Annotated in this window: 16 protein-coding genes; 9 read left to right on the top strand and 7 right to left on the bottom strand. The window is 42.6% G+C overall.

The genetic code is table 11. The annotated features are described in order from the left end of the window. Positions 1–1,415, top strand: a 1,415-nt coding sequence (locus tag ABF638_RS12505; RefSeq protein WP_435023023.1) for an EamA family transporter, incomplete at its 5' end; no start/stop codon positions are given. Next, positions 1,416–1,568 carry a hypothetical protein gene (locus ABF638_RS12500; RefSeq protein WP_435023022.1) on the top strand — a complete coding sequence of 51 codons (153 nt, stop codon included), beginning with the start codon at positions 1,416–1,418 and terminating at the stop codon, positions 1,566–1,568. It abuts the gene before it with no gap. Between the two features lie 1,344 nt (positions 1,569–2,912). Here the strand turns inward: ABF638_RS12500 and ABF638_RS12495 are convergent. Beyond that, complete coding sequence (locus ABF638_RS12495) at positions 2,913–3,191, bottom strand: hypothetical protein (protein ID WP_435023021.1); 279 nt, start codon at positions 3,189–3,191, stop codon at positions 2,913–2,915. Positions 3,192–3,268: 77 nt separating this feature from the next. Between ABF638_RS12495 and hetR the strand changes: the two genes are divergently transcribed. From hetR to ABF638_RS12480, 3 genes are all read left to right on the top strand, one after another. After that, positions 3,269–4,168, top strand: a complete 900-nt coding sequence (gene hetR, locus ABF638_RS12490) for a heterocyst differentiation master regulator HetR (RefSeq protein WP_069071266.1) — start codon at positions 3,269–3,271, stop codon at positions 4,166–4,168. Positions 4,169–4,451: 283 nt separating this feature from the next. Beyond that, the gene (locus ABF638_RS12485) at positions 4,452–4,517 is read left to right on the top strand and encodes a hypothetical protein (RefSeq protein WP_435023024.1); all 66 of its coding nucleotides are present in this window, start codon (positions 4,452–4,454) and stop codon (positions 4,515–4,517) included. Positions 4,518–4,673: 156 nt separating this feature from the next. Next, positions 4,674–5,771, top strand: a complete 1,098-nt coding sequence (locus ABF638_RS12480) for a TIGR03032 family protein (RefSeq protein WP_435023020.1) — start codon at positions 4,674–4,676, stop codon at positions 5,769–5,771. A 224-nt stretch (positions 5,772–5,995) separates the two neighbouring features. Here ABF638_RS12480 and ABF638_RS12475 read toward each other — a convergent pair whose 3' ends face one another. Beyond that, positions 5,996–6,634: a hypothetical protein gene (locus ABF638_RS12475; protein WP_435023019.1), complete on the bottom strand. Its 639-nt coding sequence runs from the start codon at positions 6,632–6,634 to the stop codon at positions 5,996–5,998. 463 nt (positions 6,635–7,097) lie between these two features. Between ABF638_RS12475 and rpsD the strand changes: the two genes are divergently transcribed. Continuing rightward, entirely contained in the window at positions 7,098–7,706 is a 609-nt protein-coding gene (rpsD, locus tag ABF638_RS12470; protein ID WP_069071263.1) for a 30S ribosomal protein S4, read from the top strand. A 59-nt stretch (positions 7,707–7,765) separates the two neighbouring features. Here the strand turns inward: rpsD and moaA are convergent, their stop codons facing one another. Then, entirely contained in the window at positions 7,766–8,752 is a 987-nt protein-coding gene (gene moaA / locus ABF638_RS12465) for a GTP 3',8-cyclase MoaA (protein WP_435023018.1), read from the bottom strand. A 162-nt stretch (positions 8,753–8,914) separates the two neighbouring features. On the opposite strand from moaA, the gene ABF638_RS12460 reads away from it, so the two are divergent. Then, a complete protein-coding gene (locus tag ABF638_RS12460) occupies positions 8,915–9,946 on the top strand; it encodes a hypothetical protein (protein WP_069071261.1) in 1,032 nt (343 codons plus the stop codon). 323 nt (positions 9,947–10,269) lie between these two features. Here the strand turns inward: ABF638_RS12460 and ABF638_RS12455 are convergent, their stop codons facing one another. The 4 genes from ABF638_RS12455 to ABF638_RS12440 form a co-directional block, all read right to left on the bottom strand. Further along, positions 10,270–12,618, bottom strand: coding sequence for a filamentous hemagglutinin N-terminal domain-containing protein (locus tag ABF638_RS12455; protein ID WP_435023017.1), 2,349 nt, complete (start codon positions 12,616–12,618; stop codon positions 10,270–10,272). Positions 12,619–12,907: 289 nt separating this feature from the next. After that, a complete protein-coding gene (locus ABF638_RS12450; protein ID WP_435023016.1) occupies positions 12,908–13,240 on the bottom strand; it encodes a hypothetical protein in 333 nt (110 codons plus the stop codon). 274 nt (positions 13,241–13,514) lie between these two features. Beyond that, entirely contained in the window at positions 13,515–13,793 is a 279-nt protein-coding gene (locus ABF638_RS12445) for a hypothetical protein (RefSeq protein ID WP_435023015.1), read from the bottom strand. A 441-nt stretch (positions 13,794–14,234) separates the two neighbouring features. Next, positions 14,235–16,004, bottom strand: coding sequence for a hypothetical protein (locus tag ABF638_RS12440; RefSeq protein WP_435023014.1), 1,770 nt, complete (start codon positions 16,002–16,004; stop codon positions 14,235–14,237). Between the two features lie 649 nt (positions 16,005–16,653). Between ABF638_RS12440 and ABF638_RS12435 the strand changes: the two genes are divergently transcribed. Beyond that, a complete protein-coding gene (locus tag ABF638_RS12435; RefSeq protein ID WP_435023013.1) occupies positions 16,654–17,880 on the top strand; it encodes an ATP-grasp domain-containing protein in 1,227 nt (408 codons plus the stop codon). A gap of 297 nt (positions 17,881–18,177) precedes the next feature. Continuing rightward, positions 18,178–19,059 (top strand): succinate--CoA ligase subunit alpha, encoded by an 882-nt coding sequence (locus ABF638_RS12430; protein ID WP_435023012.1) that lies wholly within the window; start codon positions 18,178–18,180, stop codon positions 19,057–19,059. Positions 19,060–19,274: the final 215 nt, after the last annotated feature.

Here is a 19,274-nt window from a genome sequence, read left to right as displayed (position 1 = left end):
AAGATTTGTCGCAAAGGGAAACAACATCAGAGGCGACTGTTGTTAGAGAAAACGCCGCGAACCCAATTTCTGTCCCCGCCAAAGATTTGTCGCAAAGGGAAACGACATCAGAATCTCCTACTGCTGTCGTTCCATCACCAAAGGATAATGTCACAGAACCAACTTCTGTCCTGAATCAGGACTTACCGGAAAACGAAACGACATCAGATCCTCCGACTGCACCTGTGTCACAGCCGAGAATGAAGCGCCCTTCTCTAAGGCTAAATACTACTGAACCAATTTCTGTCCTCCGCAAGGATGTATCACAGAACAAAGCTCAATCCCCATCAACCACTGCGCTAGAACCACAGCCGGAAGCAAAACCCCCGCAATCGCGATCGCGTAATTCCTCCGGTTTATCGCCGATTCAAATTGGTTTCTTGTTGATTGTTTTATCGGCAGTAGTATCGTCGCTTTACAACGTAGCCATCAAGATAATTTTCCACCAAGGTTCCCAGATTTTTGGAGTATTAGAAGTAGAACAGTTGCTACCACCGACTTTGGGCAATACTCTGTTAATTTTGACGCTACGGTTTATGGTAGTAGTACCACTGATGGTACTGTTGTCTCCTATATTGCATCCAAGACTGTGGCAAGACTTGGAAAACTTGGCCGCTTCAGTCCGAGGCAATCCTACACCTACTAATGCAGCTACAAAGCAGATTTTGGTGTTATCGATTGTGAGTGGCTGCTTTTTGTTTTTGTCTCAGGTGCTAATTTACATTGCGATCGCTCAAGTCACAACTGGAATGGCGATCGCACTGTTCTTTATCTATCCAATGGTTAGTGGTCTATTGTCGTGGTTTCTGTTTCGCGATCGCCCTACAATATTCCGCATCGGTGCGATCGCCGCGATTTGCTGCGGTGAATTACTGGTTTTGGGAGGCTCTCCCGCCATAGCTATGGGTAATACTTCAACGGGAAGTAGCACCGCCCTGCTTTCAGGCGTGGCTTTTGCGGCTTACATAATTCTGACAAGGGTTTGTGCTAGCAAACTGCATCCCGTGACTTTTACTTTAATTAACTTCGCTACCATGTTGTTGTTGAGCTTTATCTGCTTGATGCTACCTTTTTGGAACTTGGTAGTTGACAGTTCTAAGATGCTAGAACTGGTTTTAAGCGCGTTTATTTTGGGTGTGCTGACTCTTGGCGGCTATTTGCTCAACAATGTTGGTATTAGTAAACTAGGTGGCTCGCGAGCGGCGCTCATTGGTGGTACTATCCCAGTTTTAACGGTGATTTTCGCTGGGTTAATCATTCAAGAGAATTTGGAGATTGTGCAAATTCTGGGAGTGTTGTTAGTAACCTTTGGTGCGGCTGCTTTCAGCTTTGAAACAATGCGAAATCAGGTTAAACCCTCTAATCCCACGAATTAAATGGCGAGTTCAATCAGTTTAGATGTGATGGGAGCGACTTTACCTCCCATCACTCTCAGCATAAATTCTGACGCTAATACGCCCACTCCTAACTTCTCTAAATCATCTGTGACAAACAAGATCCCCGACTTCTTTGAGAAGTCGGGGATTTAAGTTTTTACGAATGATTTAGGACTGTTGTATGGGTGGATATAACACTTCAGAGACGAGCGACCAGTAATCAGAATAACTTGACTTGTAATATATTTTTAGGGATTTAGCCTGATACAGATAGGGAAAACACGTATATATAAGCAGCATGAGTAGTACTGACTCCAGCAATTGAGTACGAGTACTTGCTCAGAGAGGAGACTGGCAAAGATTTAAGACCATTGCAGTACGTTTTGGAACTAGGAGATAAAGAAAGTAGCAGAAGTGTTTAGAGTAATCAGTTTTTTAAGCGTGGGAGACTATTTTAGCGACATGAATATATGGAGCGATCGCCAGTGAAACAGCTAATACCTTTATTCTACGAAAACCTCTGCGAGTAACGCCAAATTCAAAAATCCTCATTTCCATGCTCTTGTGTTTGATGAGATGGTATCTTGATTTCTGGCAATCTGGAAAATGTCAATTTAGTCTGCGTAGGCGTAGCCCGCCGCAGGTATCGCCCAGATGCCCAGATAACGAAGCTTAGATCATAGCCTGCTACAGAGTATCCTCCTTTTATAGCAACAAAGTATCTACGTAATTTAAGTCTCTCAAATACATAAAACAGCGAGGTAAAAACATACTTGAAACTAGCCAATGAATTAGTTAAATCATGGAAATTTAAAATTCTTTCATGAAAAAAATATAAATTCATTGAAAAGAAATCTCTAAATAATCATCAGATGGAATCCAATATGTTTTATTATATGTATGGCTAGTCACTAATTTCTTGGTTATTAGCAAGCTCAACAAAGCCTTATGGCTACGCGATTAATTCAAACTAAATCGCGGCTTTCTGTGTCCAATCATCAACACAAAAGGAGAAAACAGACTTGATTTATTAGTCAAAATAAAAATATCATCAAACCTTGATTTAAGCAGAATATAAAATATTTAAATACGCATGATTTATAAACTTTAAAATACATAATTTTATTCCAAAAGCAAAAAACAATGATATGATAAGGAACAATATTTGAAAACACAACAGGCATTTTGAAATTGGAATTATTTGCTCTACTTAATGTCTACTATCTTTCCTTAAGCCAACGGCTGATACTGCCAAGACATCACTGGAGGTTGTGAACGCGATAATAGTTCACAACGAGCCGTATAGCTCAACCTCTAAATGTGGCTAACTACACCTGGTAAGCGATTTCTTTATTAGACCACTCCCAATTATTTTTAGTCACCTTGTGTACTACAAAATAATTCGCCAAAGCTGAAAAAATCATCTTTTTCGAGTAACAGATATCCCAGATGAACCGCGCAAACTAGTTTTTACTCCGAGTCGGCATAATGCCATAATTAGGCGTAAGCAGCTTGACGTTGTTGCTCTTGAAAGATGGGAAAAACCTCAGAGAACTGAAAAGCTTTGTAGATTATTTGCAACACATTTGACTTTTGGGATCTAACCGCCGTCAAGCTGAACTTGGTGATGTATGTAATTTTCTGGTCAGATGCAGAGACAGTTATAGTCACAACCACCGAATCTGCTTTTGTACCATAAAATATGCGAAAATGGTAGTTTGGACTACTACTGATCTCATAGTTATCGCATACTAATATAGTCTGAAGTAAAGACATCGCCTTCAGCCAGGTGTATACTACCTATTTTCACTCGATTAAAAATTCTGTAAACGTGCTATTCAATTGTCTGTAATATGAGTAACGACATAGATCTGATCAAACGTCTTGACCCCAGTGCGATGGATCAGATCATGCTTTATCTGGCTTTTAGTGCCATGCGGACGAGTGGGCACAGGCATGGGGCATTTTTAGACGCAGCCGCAACAGCAGCAAAGTGTGCAATTTACATGACCTATCTAGAGCAGGGACAAAACCTGCGAATGACAGGGCATTTGCACCACTTGGAGCCGAAACGGGTAAAAATTATTGTAGAAGAAGTCAGACAGGCGCTAACAGAAGGCAAACTGTTAAAAATGTTGGGTTCTCAAGAACCTCGCTATTTGATTCAATTGCCTTATGTCTGGCTAGAAAAATATCCTTGGCAACCGGGGCGATCGCGCGTTCCTGGTAGCAGTCTGACAAGTGAAGAAAAAAGACAAATTGAGCAAAAACTGCCCAGTAATCTACCAGATGCCCAGTTAGTTAGCTCTTTTGAGTTTCTGGATTTGATTGAGTTTTTGCACAGGCGATCGCAAGAAGACTTGCCACCCGAACACCAAATGCCTTTGAGTGAAGCTTTGGGTGAGCATATCAAGCGCCGTCTGCTCTATTCAGGAACAGTAACCCGCATTGATTCTCCTTGGGGAATGCCCTTCTACGCTCTTACCCGTCCTTTTTATGCTCCAGCAGACGACCAAGAACGTACTTACATCATGGTAGAAGATACCGCTCGGTATTTCCGCATGATGAAAAATTGGGCAGAACGGCGACGAAATGCCATGCGCTTGTTGGAAGAACTTGATATTCTTCCAGAAAAAATGGAGCAAGCTATGGAAGAATTGGATGAAGTTATTCGTGCCTGGGCAGATAAATATCACCAAGATGGAGGGATTGCAGTGGTTTTACAGACAGCTTTTGGCGAAAGAGAAGATTAGTACGACTGTGCAAAATTCCAAATTACCAAAGGCGATCAATTAACGTGACTTCGACCAAACTCTCTCCAACTCCTCTCCGTGTTGGAGAGGAGTATTATAGAATTTTTCATTTATTTGAATCAGAATCACCAATAGGGGCGCACAGGTGTGCGCCCCTATTGTATTGTTTATTGCAAATAATTCAAGTTTTGACTAAACTTATCTTCAATATATATACTGATTTGTTTTAAATAAAAAGTCACTATCATACATTAGTCACCCAAACAATACTTACCAGTAAAACATTATAAAAACAACTAAGCTCAAAATGTCTGCAAGGTTCGATACATTGCAGCTTGATGCGGCGTGACCTGTTATCAGCGGGCGATTCCTTTCGGTGTTGTTGCTGCTACAGGTTTTTTATTGGTAACCAATTTTACTTCTTAATAGATTTAGTTTTGTTTAACCGTTTTTATACTTGGCTAGGTCTAAACCATAACATTATTGCCCCAACAAAATTTGATTTATGTTAACCACCTCTACTACTACTGCCCCAGAAGAGAATAACTTAATTCAGTGTGATGCCGATCAGGGATTTATCTCCTGGCTGAGTCAAGCCGGAGGTTCAGTTGCCATCACCACCTACCAAGCCGGGAAACTAGCACTAGTAGGCTGGAATGGGCAACAGATTACCATGCTGTTACGCCAATTTTCCAAACCAATGGGATTGGCAGTGAATGGTTCACGTTTAGCACTGGCTAGCCATCACGAAGTCTGTTTATTAGCCAATGCCCCCGCCTTAGCTTATGAGTTTTTAGAAGACCAGCCCGGACGGTACGATGCCCTTTATCTGCCACGGATGACATATTTTACAGGCGACCTCAATATTCACGACCTGGAATTTGGCAGAGAAGGGCTGTGGATTGTCAACACCCGTTTTTCCTGTCTTTCTGCCTTGAGTCCAGACTTCAGCTTTGTACCCCGCTGGCATCCCAAATTTATTTCCGAAGTAGTGCCAGAAGACCGCTGTCACCTGAATGGGTTAGCGATGTTAGATGGCAAACCCAAGTATGTGACTGCCCTAGGTACGACAGATACCGTCGGGGGATGGCGGCCGGGTAAAGCCAATGGTGGCGTGGTGGTGGAAGTAGAGAGTAATGAAATTATTTTAGATGGATTATCAATGCCCCATTCCCCAATTTGGCATGACGGGTTTTTATGGTTACTCAACTCTGGTGCTGGGGAAGTATGGCGCATTCATCCAGAATCAGGAGACAAACAGGTAGTCTGTGTACTCCCTGGATTTCTGCGGGGATTGTGCTGCGTCGGGTATTACGCCCTAGTGGGACTATGCCAGATTCGGGAACGGCATATTTTTGGAGGGTTGCCCATTACTCAACGGTTTGAGCAGTTGCTTTGTGGTGTGGCAGTCGTAGATTTGCGAAATGGACAGCAGGTTGGAATGCTGAAGTTCACCACAGGCACTCAAGAACTTTATGATGTGCAGTTTCTTGCTGGTGTACAGCGTCCGATGGTTTTGAATCAGGAACGAAAAGAAATCCGCCAAGCATTTACAGCACCAGAGTTGAACTACTGGCTGCGACCGAGTGCGGTGATCCCGTAATTACCTAATCTTTGCTATATAGTCAGCAAAGGTAAATTACCCAGTCAGTTGGAAGCTTTGTAATATATAAGGTTGGGTTTCGCTGTTGCTCAACCCAACCTTGTATCTGAGAAATAGTAGTAGATCAGATGATTTATGTTTTGGTAGTGCCTGAATTGGGTTGGCAAATAGCCAACTCTATATTCAACCTGTATTTTCAATCAATTACACAAAGCACTGTCAATTTAATTAGTGCCGGGTTGCGCTGGAACAAGCGGTTGCGTCGGAAATGGGGTATTCTCGATACTTGGATTTGATCCCGCAGGAATTACGGTAGGCGGTGTAGATGAAGATGAAGCACCGATAACACTATCATCAGCACTGATACAGGTATCTAGCGCTTGAGTAGCGGGAAAGTCGATTTGACTACGCAAGCCAACCACACACTGGCCAAAGCGCACGGGTAACAAACTACGTCCACAGTACTCTAAAACTGCCGGATTAGCTTCTTCCTTAGTATTTAAGCTGACGCCAACTACACAGGTAGCTAACTCTTCAGGACGCCGGGCCTTCCCACAAGAAGAAAGCGCATCTGTGGCAGCAATTTCGGTTTCCTTATCAATTTTAACCACGCAAGCAGCCAAATCCCTGGGACGCAGTGCTGCTGCACAACCTTCTGATGCTGCTTCTGCCGTTATACCCACGCTCAAAAGGCGACCAGCACAGACACTATAATCATTGCTGTAGGAAGCTGCGATCGCTGTATTGGGTAAGATCGTTGTCAACCATCCAGCTATAGCCAAAACTGGTATTGTTAAATTCCTGAAGGTCGAACTAGCTTGTTTGTTCTTCCCTCTGTTAACCACTTTTTTGCTCATTGACATTGCCATTCTCCAAACACCCAAAGTTATGCTAACTTAAATCTTTTAAAAATCCTCTGCAATTAAAGAATTTCAGCGGGAGCAAGGTATAGACATAATTAATTATGGCGGAAATTGTGTTAATATAACTGTTTGAAAGATAAGTAGGCAACGTAAAAAGTATTTCAAAGTTAAGAATACTACGTAAACCAATCTAATGATTGAGTAGCCTACGAAACTAAATAAACACAAAAAAGTTATGGGCAGGAGTACGGCGTGACAGGTCGGAATTCAGGCTTGGAGGCTAGTTTGTCGGGTTTACCGATTAAAAGCAACTGGCGCAAAAATCGATGCGTCTACCTTGGTGAGATACGTCTTACCTCGGTAAGCAGCTTCAAAAAACCAAGAATCCCCTGATGTTTAATCAGGGGAGTGTCAAAATTGAATGTTTCGGTAAAGTTTAAACAGGATTAGATTAAGGAAACTCATGTCCCGATATAGAGGGCCCCGCCTCAGAATTGTACGCCGCTTAGGCGATTTACCAGGATTGACTCGTAAAAGCGCTAGACGCGCTTACCCACCTGGTCAGCATGGTCAGAACCGTAAAAAGCGCTCTGAGTATGCTATCCGTCTAGAGGAAAAGCAAAAACTCCGCTTCAATTACGGTTTGACTGAAAAGCAATTGCTACGTTATGTGCGGAAAGCCAGACGTGTTACTGGTTCTACCGGACAAGTGTTGCTGCAATTGCTAGAAATGCGTTTGGATAATACCGTTTTCCGTTTGGGTATAGCCCCGACTATCCCAGCGGCTCGCCAACTGGTGAATCACGGTCACGTAACTGTTAACGGTCGTGTGGTGAATATTGCCAGCTACCAATGCCGTCCTGGTGAAACAATTGCAGTCAGGGATCGGGCACAATCACGGAAGTTGGTGGAAGCTAACTTGCAATATCCCGGTTTGGCAAACCTCCCCAGTCATTTGGAGTTTGACAAAAATAAGTTGGTTGGTAAAGTCAACAGCGTTATTGAACGGGAATGGGTGGCATTACAAGTTAATGAACTACTTGTGGTTGAGTACTACTCACGACAAGCGTAATCGTCATTTGTCCTTAGTCATTTGTCCTTAGTTATTTGCAAGGGACAAATGACCAATTACTATCCGCCAATTTGCGACATGGTGCGGGTATATGTACCTAAAATGCCAGAATCGCGCCCTTTAAAGTTAATTTCTGGCTTGATTCCGAGTAAATGCCTCACCTGCTCTTGTAATTGAGCGGTGCTAGTGCCAGAACGCAGAGCAGTTTTTAAATCTATTTGACCAGTTTCATTTAATAAACAGGGACGCAGCCAGCCATCGGCACTCAGGCGCATCCGATTACAGCGATCGCAAAAACATTCTGACATTTGACTAATAAATCCCAGTGTCCCCTTCGCACCGGGAATTTTAAAGACATCAGCAGGGCCAAAACCACGAACTTGTGATTCTGTCAAGCCCCAGCGATCGCGGATTTGTTGCCGTAAATCGGCTGAAGATACCCAACCGCGATCGCCAAATAAATGCACATTGCCAATGGGCATAAATTCAATAAATCGAACGTGCCACTGTTTTTCAATTGTTAAGGCGGCTAAATCTAGAATTTCGTGGTCATTAACGCCTGGAATCACCACCACATTCAGCTTCAGTGGGTCGAATCCAACTTGATGGGCAGCTTGAATTCCCTGCCAAACTTGTTGCCAACGAGAACGGCCCTGATTACCGATAATTTGGTCAAAAATGTCAGGGTCAAGAGAGTCCAGACTAATATTAATTCGTCGCAGACCAGCATTGTAGAGGTTTTTCGCCATCGGAGCCAGCAAAAAACCGTTGGTGGTCATTGAAAGGTCTTCAGTTTGGGGAAAAGATGCGATCGCACTTACCAAATCCACTACACGCGGACGCAATAAGGGTTCACCCCCAGTCAAACGAAACCGATTAAAGCCTACTGGAATAAATACTTCTTGAATTAAGGTGAGCAACTCCTCATCAGTCAACAGCTGTTGCTTGAGAATATAGTCCAGTTCTACTCCCTCTGGCATACAGTATTGACAACGAAAGTTACAGCGATCGATTAAACTAATGCGGAGGTAGTCTACCTGGTTCATCGTTTTATTTTTATTCTCTCTGATCAAGGAAAGACCTCACTGAGGTGGGTTACCCCTTCCTACTATATTTGTTGTAATTCAAAATACCGTACTCCCCCTTAAGTGAGAGTCCGCAGATTATGGCATAATAAGCCGATCGCATCCACTAGTTAGTCATCAATCGTGCAAGATACCGACTCCATCAACGACCTTGCTGCTGCGTTACTACAGCCAGCAGATATCAGCTTTGAACTGCCCGATCCAGAAGATGAACAGATTTTAGAGTCAGATTTTCAACAGCAGCTCGAAATAGCTTGGCAGGTATGCGATCGCTTTGATTTGCAAACTGAAATCTGGCGGGGGCGAATTTTACGGGCTATCCGCGACAGAGAGAAAGTTGGTGGCGACGGACGCGGTACTGGTTTTCTGCGATGGCTAAAAGAGCGAGAAATCAGCAAAAGTCAAGCATACTCCTGGATTCAACTGGCGAATAGTGCTGATAGTCTGATCGAAGACGGTAAACTTGACCCCGGTTCTGTGAACAATTTCAGTAAACGGGCATTTGTGGAAACCTCCAAAGCATCGCCAGAAGTGCAACAGATGGTGAGCGAAGCCGCCCAAAAAGGCGATCGCATCACCAGGCGGGAAGTGCGACAACTCAGCGATGAATGGACAGCCATGTCCTCAGATTTATTACCCGAAGCAGTCAAGGAAAAAGCAGCAGATAACACCCTTCCCCCGCGCTACATCGCCCCACTGGTGAAGGAAATGGAAAAACTGCCAGAATCGCATCAAAAGTTTATCCAGAAAGAAATTGCTGCTAATCCTGATGTGGATACGCTGAAACAGGTAACTACCGAAGCGCGTAACTTGGCGAAATATCTCAAAGGGGCGGCTCAAGTTCAGGCGCTAACGCAGGAAAATGTTGATATTGAAACAGCCTTAGAAGAAGCGCAAAGAGTAGGCTGTTTGAGCATTGCTGCTGATTTGGTAAATCAAGCATCGCAGATTGAACAAACGATCGCCAAATTGTACATGACTTGGAAACGAATCGGCAATTTGGCAGATAGATTATATGTAGATACTGGTGCAAGTACACCCAACTTGCGATCGCTCCTCACTTGCTTGGAACCTCTGGGTGGTGAAATCATGGAATTGCAACTTAGTGGTGCGACTGAACACACTGTTCGTTTGCAAATTCAGGAGACGAGTTAGGAGAGACGCGATTAATCGCGTCTGTACAAGAGTTAGGAGTTATTCTCGCTCTGCTCTCCTCTCCTCCGTGGGTTTCAAACCCTCAATTTTTCCTTAACGTGAGTTCGACAAGTCTTATTTGACCTCTCCCCCAACCCCTCTCCGACACGGAGAGGGGAGCAAAAAGCTGAATTTTTCCTTGCTCCTCCCTTTCCGTTTCGGAGAGGGAGGCTGGGAGGGAGAGGTTCATCGAACCCACGTTTTTCCTTAGATTCCGCGGAGGCGGACTTTGTTTGTGTAGCCGCGAATTCCATTCGCCTTGGCTCTAGTTGACTGTTCATCTTCTAATTAGCAGCGCAAGATGTAGCAGTGAGCGAGGAATTATCGGGCGATGCAGTGGGTACTTGAGCAACCAGAACCACATTACCATTGGCATCTGTAACCCACCCTTGGGCTTCTACAATTTGAGTAGGTTCATTGACAGAATTAGCTTTCTGTGATTTTTCTTCTGTGTTTCGCTGCGCCTGAACAACCGCTTTTGTCTGAATACCGCTAGCACGTTTCTGACTCTCTGGAGAGAGTGTGATCCAATCTGCCAGCACTGCATCCTCAGCTATCAATGGCTGCGTGGGATCGGCTACTAATCCTCCACGCCCAGTAGCAATAAATGAACTTCTGGCTATTCTTTCACCAGAATCACAACCAGAAGCAATTTGCTGCGAACCATCAACCAGATTTACGGGTAATTCCACTAATCCCTTACTGGGGTCAGCATCTGGTGAGTTGATTTGTACAGTGCCACTCAATGAAGGGTTTTGCTGAGAAAATGCGGTGATGTCACTTGTTCGTAGCCTACTTGGGTCTAGTGGCTCTTTAGGGTTCAACAGCCTCTCTAGGTTTGCACGAGTGCGGGGCACAAAACCAAAGATGTTCTTAGCAGTGATTGTGATTTTACCACCAGAGCCGAAGTTAGCGTTGGCGGTGATATCGTTATTTCCAAAGGGAGTGGCGACAAGGAAGCCATCTGGTGCATAAATGGTGATTTTACCGCCATCTCCATTAGCTGCTGCATTAGTAGAGATTTGACTATTGCGGCGCATCAGTAATAAGTTCCGTACCTGTAGCCCAATATTCCCGCCCTTACCTGACTCACTATTAGATGTGAGTTTTCCTTTGGTGTCCAGAAGTATGGAGCGGGCTGTTACATTTAGATCGCCAGCTTGACCTAGTATTGTATCTTTTGGGTATATGTAACCCTGGGCTAATTGACTGCTTACAGTGACTTCAGCCCTATCCTGGATAATCAATTTTCCTGTGGTAATTGTCACTTTTCCGGCATTTCCAGAAGTGTTAGTCGAAGCAAACAAGCCGCTAATAACATTTAGATTGCTTGTTGAGGTTCCAATTAGTTCAACAGATTCGGAGGCGTTCACAATCAAATCACCTCCTGCTCCTGTACCTGGTATAAGTTGTGAGTTCTGACTCGATGCAATAGAGTCTGTTGCCACCTGTCCGCCATCTTGGATACGCAACCTTCCGGTATTGATCGTTATGTCACCTGCTTTTCCGGCAACAACAGTTGAACTAAATAATCCACTAGACGTAATTGACTTAGTATTGGGGTCGGTAAAGCTACCAATTACCTCCACGGACTCGGAGGCGTTCACGGTCAACTTTCCCCCATTACCCTGTCCCCTAGTAATAGTAGATACTGCTGCGCCATCCCGAACAATTAATTTCTTGGCATTAATCGTTAGGTCTCCGCCATCTTTTGCACCTGTAACCTGGGTTCTTAAGCGAACAAGATAACCTTTTAGTTCAATGGTGTTACCCTGCACCTGGATGTTGCCTCCACTGCCATCTCTGTTACTAGCATCTACCTGAGATGGAATATCAGAACCGTTAACACTTCGCCGGATTAGTTGAATATTCTGGAAATTTTGGACATCTTTATATCCCAAAACCCAACCTTGGTTTGTTGGGTTCAGACTAACCAAACTATTAGCAGCGACACTTCCTAGCTCAATTCGTCCAGATATTGCGGTTAAATTTCCGCCTTCCAGAGTTATGTCGCCGCCTACAAGTGCCAAGGTTTGATCTGGCTGCACTTGTAGACCAACAGGGTTACGCGCCCCATTTGGATTTGCTTGGGACTGATTACGAATGGGAGCCGCAGTTGCTCCGAATTGTAACCCAGTGGGTACACTTACTGTTAGCAGGGGTGTAGTTTGGGGATCTGTGGCACTAAACCTTGTACCATCAGCAAAGTTCAAACTACTTGCAGTACTCGCCACAAATGAACCGCCAATTTGTAAAGAAGCATTGTTACCAAAAATAATCCCATTGGGATTAATTAGAAATAGATTAGCTGTACTGTCTGCTTTCAGGATGCCATCAATATTAGAAATAGACTTACCTGTTACCCGGCTAATAATGTTTTGAATATCTGTAGGGTTTTGAAAGTGAGCCGTAATCCCTGTAGGTACAGAAAATTGCTCAAAACTGTGGAACAAATTGTTTCCTGCTCTGGTTCCACCTTGAATAATTGTGATATTCCCTTGTGGTGTAACCTGAGAATTAGTAGGTAGAGTACCATCCTGGGTAATTTGGGCAATAGCGGAGTTTCCACAGAAGGCTATTGCACTACATAGTGCAAATCCTAGACTTTTAAACCAGACCCACAGATTACTCATGTTTGATATTATACCGCTATAAAAAACATTAATTGTTGAACTATAGTGACGAGTAACGCTCAACCTGTATTAACTTGCGATAATTTAGAGTGCATCGGAATGTAATCAGTAATTTGCGTTTTGCCATTTACCAAACCTTATGGCGTTTAACATTTGGAAACAATATACAGTTAGGGCACAAAAAAGTGTTGTGCCCCTTTTTTAAAACTGTGTTTCACACAATTAAAAATGGCGCTATTAACTCTCATTTCAACTTATTAAGATGAGAAAAATTAATTTGACAATACTGTTAAGGCTTACACACCATATTACCGTCATCATCTATCCAGCAAGTCTCCGCGAGTTTAAAGTGAAATACTTCTGCAAAATTCTGAACTTTTTGCTTCTCTATGGCATTTCTATCTTGAATTTGAATTTGGTCGATACTGTAATTAAATTTCAGGGCATTATCTCCTGAGATATTATGCTTTTCAAGCACCGTACTGAAGTTAGATGTATTCAAGTCATTATTAGGTAGAGTAGTATCCTGGTTAATTTTGGCAATAGCAGAGTTTCCAGAGAAAGCTATTGCACCAAATATTACGACTCCTAAACCTTTAACCCAGCACAAAAGATTACTCATACTTGCATTGTACCTTTTCAAATTAAGTGATAGTCATTGAACAGCAGTGAACCTGTACCAATCCTAGATAGGATATATCGAAAATAGTAATCTACATTTTACTGTTTACCTAAATTTATAAAGGCGCACATTTTTAAACAATACTTAGTTAGGGTACAATAATGTTGTACCCCCTAAGAAAAACTGGTATTACACACAACTAAAAACAACGTTATTACTTTTTAACTCAACTTAATTAAGATCATAATAATTAAATTGACAATCTTGTTAAGATTTAGATACACACCCTATTACCATCTTCATCCACCCAGCAAGTCTGCTGTAGCTTTTTTTTCATAGGTGGAATTCCTTCAGCAAAATGCTCAACCTCTTTCTCTCCAACAACATCATTCAATTCAGTTTTATTAATGTCTATACTACTTTGCAATTCTTGAGAATTATCTCCTAATCCGCTATCATTTTGGACTGCAACTTCAGATTGCGACTTATTCAAGCTATTACTGGCTTCGTTCTGAATATCATTTGTTAACTGTTGTATGTTTTGAGATTCCATGAATTTTGCTCTCCTTGCAGACTGGTAAATGTGTGAACTTATTTTGTGATGTACTAAATTAACGTGACTTTGATTAGTACAGTTTGGCAACGAAGGAATTAAGGATACAGAGTCTAGAGTGGCACGAAAGCATTCGGTTTCTAAAGCTCTTGCGAACTCCCATAATTATCACTTCAGCTTGGCTAGTTATAATTACGCATTACGTAACAAAACTTCATATATTTCTGCCGGATTTCCTTAAAGCGTTGATGAATCTGGCTACTGACCGATGTTCACTCAAGAGGATTGAGTAAAACAAGCAATACCTTCTCTGCGAGACGCTACGCATAGCTTGCTTCCCCGTAGGGTTACGGTGGGCTATGCCAACGCACCGACACCTGAATTTTATACAAAGAGCGAATCTATTCCTAACTCCTCACTCCTAATTCCTAACTTTTTTACTTACCCGCCTAAAGTCCGTGTATAAATTACCTGACCTTGAGAATCATAGAGAAAAAGGGACACATTGGCATTGTCACTAATTACAGCTAAGGCTTCCCGTAAGATTTGCAAGTGATTGGTAACGTCAACAGCAGTATCCGAGTTCTCAGAATAAGGATTAGCCAAGTTATTTTGCCTGATTTGGTCATACTCAGGGGTTAGCCGGACAATAATTCCTGCATTGTCCATGCTAAAAGTGCAAATCCGAATTCCATTAATACAGGTTTTATCTAAGTCAGTGCGGGTTTGTTGGAAACTACTAACAACTTGTACTTTTTCTTGTGCTTGCTTGAGGGCTGCTGAGTAGGGTTCGATGAGAGACTGAGCCTGAGTGTAGTACAAGCTATCTTCCGAAATCTGTTTAGCAGTTTGCAAAGCCTGATCCCAGTAGGTCGCCGCAGCTTGCCATTGGTTTTGTTGCTGATATACTTTGGCTTGGTTGGCGGTGCTAAGGGCTTGTTGGTAGCTTTTAACAGCTAATCGTTCTTTAGTAGCGCGATCGCGTGCTACTACTAACTTAGGTTTATAATCTACCATCAGCTTTTGGGCATCTTGGTATCCAGCACTAGTCCGGGGAATGGTATTCAAGGTATTAACTACCACCAGCCAAGTAGACTGCACCTTTTGCCAGTCATTCAAAGATTTAGCAGTAGCTTCCCGCTTTTCGGCTGCAACAGCAACAGCTTTTGCTGCTGTTATTTTTTTCAGCCATTTTTCCTCAGTAGCTATCTGCTGATTTACAGCGTGCAAACGGACACGATAATTAAGTAATTTACCCTGTACCAGTCCATAGAGTTCACTACTGGAACTTACAGCTTCTAGTGGGGCTATAGCCTGTCGCCATAAGTGTTGTCTAGCCTGTAATTCCTCTAGACTAGATGCAGGAGTTTGAACTTTTTGTATCGCCAAAGATGCTGTCTGCAAAGCCTTGACCACCTGGTTGATTTTTTCTGACCGCCCAGACAAACTTACTTTTAGTTCTTCTGACATCTGGTGACGGGGCGACCAACTAGGAATTACATTCAGGGCCGCACTGGCTGCTGCAAGTTTCTGTTGTACAGCAACTAATTCTTTTTCAGACTTGGCGCGGCGCATCAGTTGCGGAGATTTTGTTTTTAATTGTGCAGCATTTTGTATTTCTTTACACTCAGACATCACACAAGGGCGAGTCAACAAGTAAGTACCACTACCTAAAACGACAATTCCCACCAACACTGCACCCAGTAGTACAGGTTTGACTTGGAATCCTGGCCTTGAAGCCGACAAATTCGGCACATCTGCAAACGGATCAAACAGTTCCTCTTCTTCAGTCTCATCGATTGATGGAAAATATGTCAGAGCCGATGAGGATGAATAAGATATTGCTTCCTCATCTTCTCCTACTCCCCCATCTCCCCATCTCCCCATCTCCCTATCCCCCCATTCCTCCGTCTGCTTCAGAGCTACGAAGCATTTGGCATAAGGGAGTTGTTCACCAAAAACTCTGAGGAAACATTGCACTCGCTGCTCTTTGCGGGGTGCTAGAGACTGAAGTACTTCCTCAATGACTGCAAAAATTAGTTGAGCATCAACTATTACATCTGATGCGTGTTGCGTTAAAATCATTAACTCGTCTTTATTGACGGCACACTTAACCTCGAAGACTTCAGCCGTTGAGACTTCTACAAGTAATTGTTCCTGCAAAGTTTTGGCTAAAAGCTGCAAATCTTCCTGCTGGACTGCTACTTTCATACAGCTTTCCCGCTGAATTTCTATATTGTTTTGATTATTTTTAAGAGGATGAAACGAACTTTCTCGGTTTATTGAATGCAAATGCACAGTTTAACCAACCACAGCCTGAAAATCTGAACGACCAACTTTCTAACACAAATTCTGACTTTTCACCAAAAATTAAAAAGCAGTTATTGTTTGCATCGCTACATTTTCATAGCGCTAGATGCAAAATTAAATAATCTGTCTTCAGGTATAAATTACAAATAAAAAATGGGAATAATAGAATTTTTGAGTATTATCACTGCATTATTTCGCGATAATAAAATTCACAGAAGCAACTGCTTTGCAAAATTCTAGTTGCAAAGCAGTTGTTACCAAATTATCCAGAGGTTAAGAAAATGATGCTATGTCAGAGGGTTTTGACAGAAATGCTAGTTATCTTCTATGCTGGGAAACCTACTGAAGAGATTAATTAAGTGTTGTGGCTCTGGCACAAACAGGTTGGCTATCGAAATTAATGTACCTCATTTGCTGAATTCGATAAAGTTGATCCGTGAAAAATAAGTTTTTATAGCTGCCAAAAGCTTAATTATGTAATAAGGGTGCTGCAAAATATTAAGACAGCAATAACCAAAAGCTTGGAAAGTGTCAATACTAAGGTGTATCAATGGATTTATTAGAGTACCAAGTTAAAGAATGGTTTGGGAAGATAGGCATTCCGGTATTGCCTTCCCAACGAATTGATCATCCTACAGATTTGAAACGTTTAAAAATTCGCTTTCCAATTGTACTGAAATCTCAAGTACATGGTGCAGAACGGGCAAAAGCAGGTGGAGTCAGGTTTGCCCAAACGACTATCGATGCGATCGCAGCTGCTCAAAATATCTTTAGTTTACCAATATGGGGCGAATTGCCGGAAGTTGTGCTGGCAGAATCTAAATACGACGCCAACCAAGAATTTTATCTCGCAGTAGTTTTAGATACCGCTGTCTGCCGACCAGTACTTTTAGGTTGCAAAGAAGCAGACATCGATTGGGAATCCGCTGGGGAAAGAATGCACCATGTTGTCGTAGAACAAGAATTCTCGCCATTTTATGCCCGACGATTGGCTTTAAAAATGGGTTTGCAAGGAACGCTGATGCAGTCGGTAAGCAGCGTTGTGGAAAAAATGTACCAGTTATTTATCCAAAAAGACCTAGATTTAGTCGAAATTAATCCCTTGGCAGTCAGCGCTACTAGTCAAGTTATGGCTCTTAATGGTAAAGTCAGGGTCAACGAACGGGCGATCAAGCGTCATCCCGATCTCGCCGAGATGGCGGCAAAAATTATCAGTCGTCATAGCAGTACTGAAATCAACAGTATTTTAGGCAACTGGAATGGTGTAAAGATGCACGGAAAAATCGGTATTTTAGGTAATGGTACTGGTTCAGTGATGGCAACTTTAGATTTAGTTGCTAATGCTGGTGGCAATCCAGGCGTTTGTTTGAATCTACGTCATGCTTTCCTTACAGATACTACACCAACTACCTTCCGCGATCGCTTGGAGACAAGTCTAAAAATCCTGGAGGCTGACAAAAGTATTCAAGTAATACTAATTAACTTTCTGGGTAGCATTCCTCAAATTGAGGAAGTGACTGAAGTTATAGCCAGATTTGTGCAGCAGGAAAATAGCGAACTTCAATCACAGGTTGTACATTCTAATGGCAGTAAAAATAGCCGAGAGCGAAATTTTACACCCTTGGTTGTCCGTCTTGCTGGTTCTGAATTTAAGGCTGCTAGAAAATATTTAGCAACACTAAAAACCCACACTGATGCGCTCCTCGTGGTAGAAAATTTAGATGAGGCAGTGGCGGCGGCAGTTCTTCTTGCTAAACCAACGGTTAATAAGAAGTAGTGAATGTCATTTTTTTTCAATTCAAAAATCAAAAATTAATAATTTTGACCGCAGGGCATAAATTTTTGAATTTGATGCTGAAACCAAGTACAGCTTTGCTTCCTGGGATTAAATTATATAGTACATTCAAACTGAATATTCCTAGCTAGAAGCGGATTTTACCACTTTTGGAATACTCAACCTCAAGAATGGTTTTTGGAATTTCAGTAAAAATTGAATCAATACAACACTGTGAAAGTGTCGTTTCTATGCCAAGTGCTTTTAGGCACTGGGTTGCCAAACTTACGGTAATTTTTTATGAACCTAACGCCAGAAAGTAAAGTCTTAATTCAAGGCTTTTGTGAATTTATATCAAGCACTCATGTTGCTCAAATGAAAGCTTATGGCACAAATTTAGTAGCTGGTGTCAATCCTGGATGCGGCGGACAGGAATTGCATGGACTGCCAGTATTTGATTTAGTAGAGGAAGTAATAGAACAATTTGGGGCAATTGACACGACGATTATTTGTGTAGATCCTTACGACGTGTTAGATGCGGCATTAGAAGCGATCGCATCTAATATTCGCCAGATCATTATTATCACCGCTGGCGTGCCGCCTTTGGATATGGTGCAATTACTCCGCAAAGCCGAAGCCTGTGAAACTTTGGTAATCGGGCCAAATAGTCCGGGGATCATTGTACCGGGAAAAATTCTCTTAGGGACTCAACCTAGTGAATTTTATACCCCTGGGACAGTGGGGATCGTTAGTCGTAGCAGTACTCTTACTTACGAAATCGCCTACGAATTAACAAAAGCAGGTTTAGGACAATCGATTAGTGTCAGTATTGGTAGTGATGCGATCGTTGGTTCCTCATTTCTGCAATGGCTGCAAATTCTCGATGAGGATGAAACCACACAGGCGATCGTTTTAGTCGGTCAACCTGGTGGTGGTAGTGAAGAAGCAGCAGCCCGATACATTACTGAAGCAATTGATAAACCAGTAATTGCCTACATTGCCGGCCGACAAGCACCACCAGGAAAAACTTGGCGTCAAACTGGGACTTTAGCAACGGTTATCGGACGCGATCCTAATTTTGGCACAGCCCAAAGTAAATTAGCTGCTTTCAAAGAAGCGCAAGTTCCGGTAGCTGAACGCCCTTCTCAGATTCCAGAATTATTGAGAAAGGAAATTAACTAATTACTAATACTTCTCTACGAGAGGCTGCGCCAACGGCTACGCTCAGTACAAGTTCGTAATTCAATTCTTAACTACGAATTACGAATTACGTTAGCGAAGCGGTAGCGACGCAGGAGCGTCATTACGAATTATTTTAATGAGCGATTTTGAGGGAACAAGTAGGCGATCGCAGCGTAACCCGAAACACTGAGTAAACTAACCAAAAAAGCAGCCAG

The organism is Nostoc sp. CALU 1950 (assembly GCF_051172895.1).
GTDB lineage: Bacteria > Cyanobacteriota > Cyanobacteriia > Cyanobacteriales > Nostocaceae > Nostoc > Nostoc edaphicum_A.
This window is presented reverse-complemented; position numbering and strand designations above follow the sequence as displayed.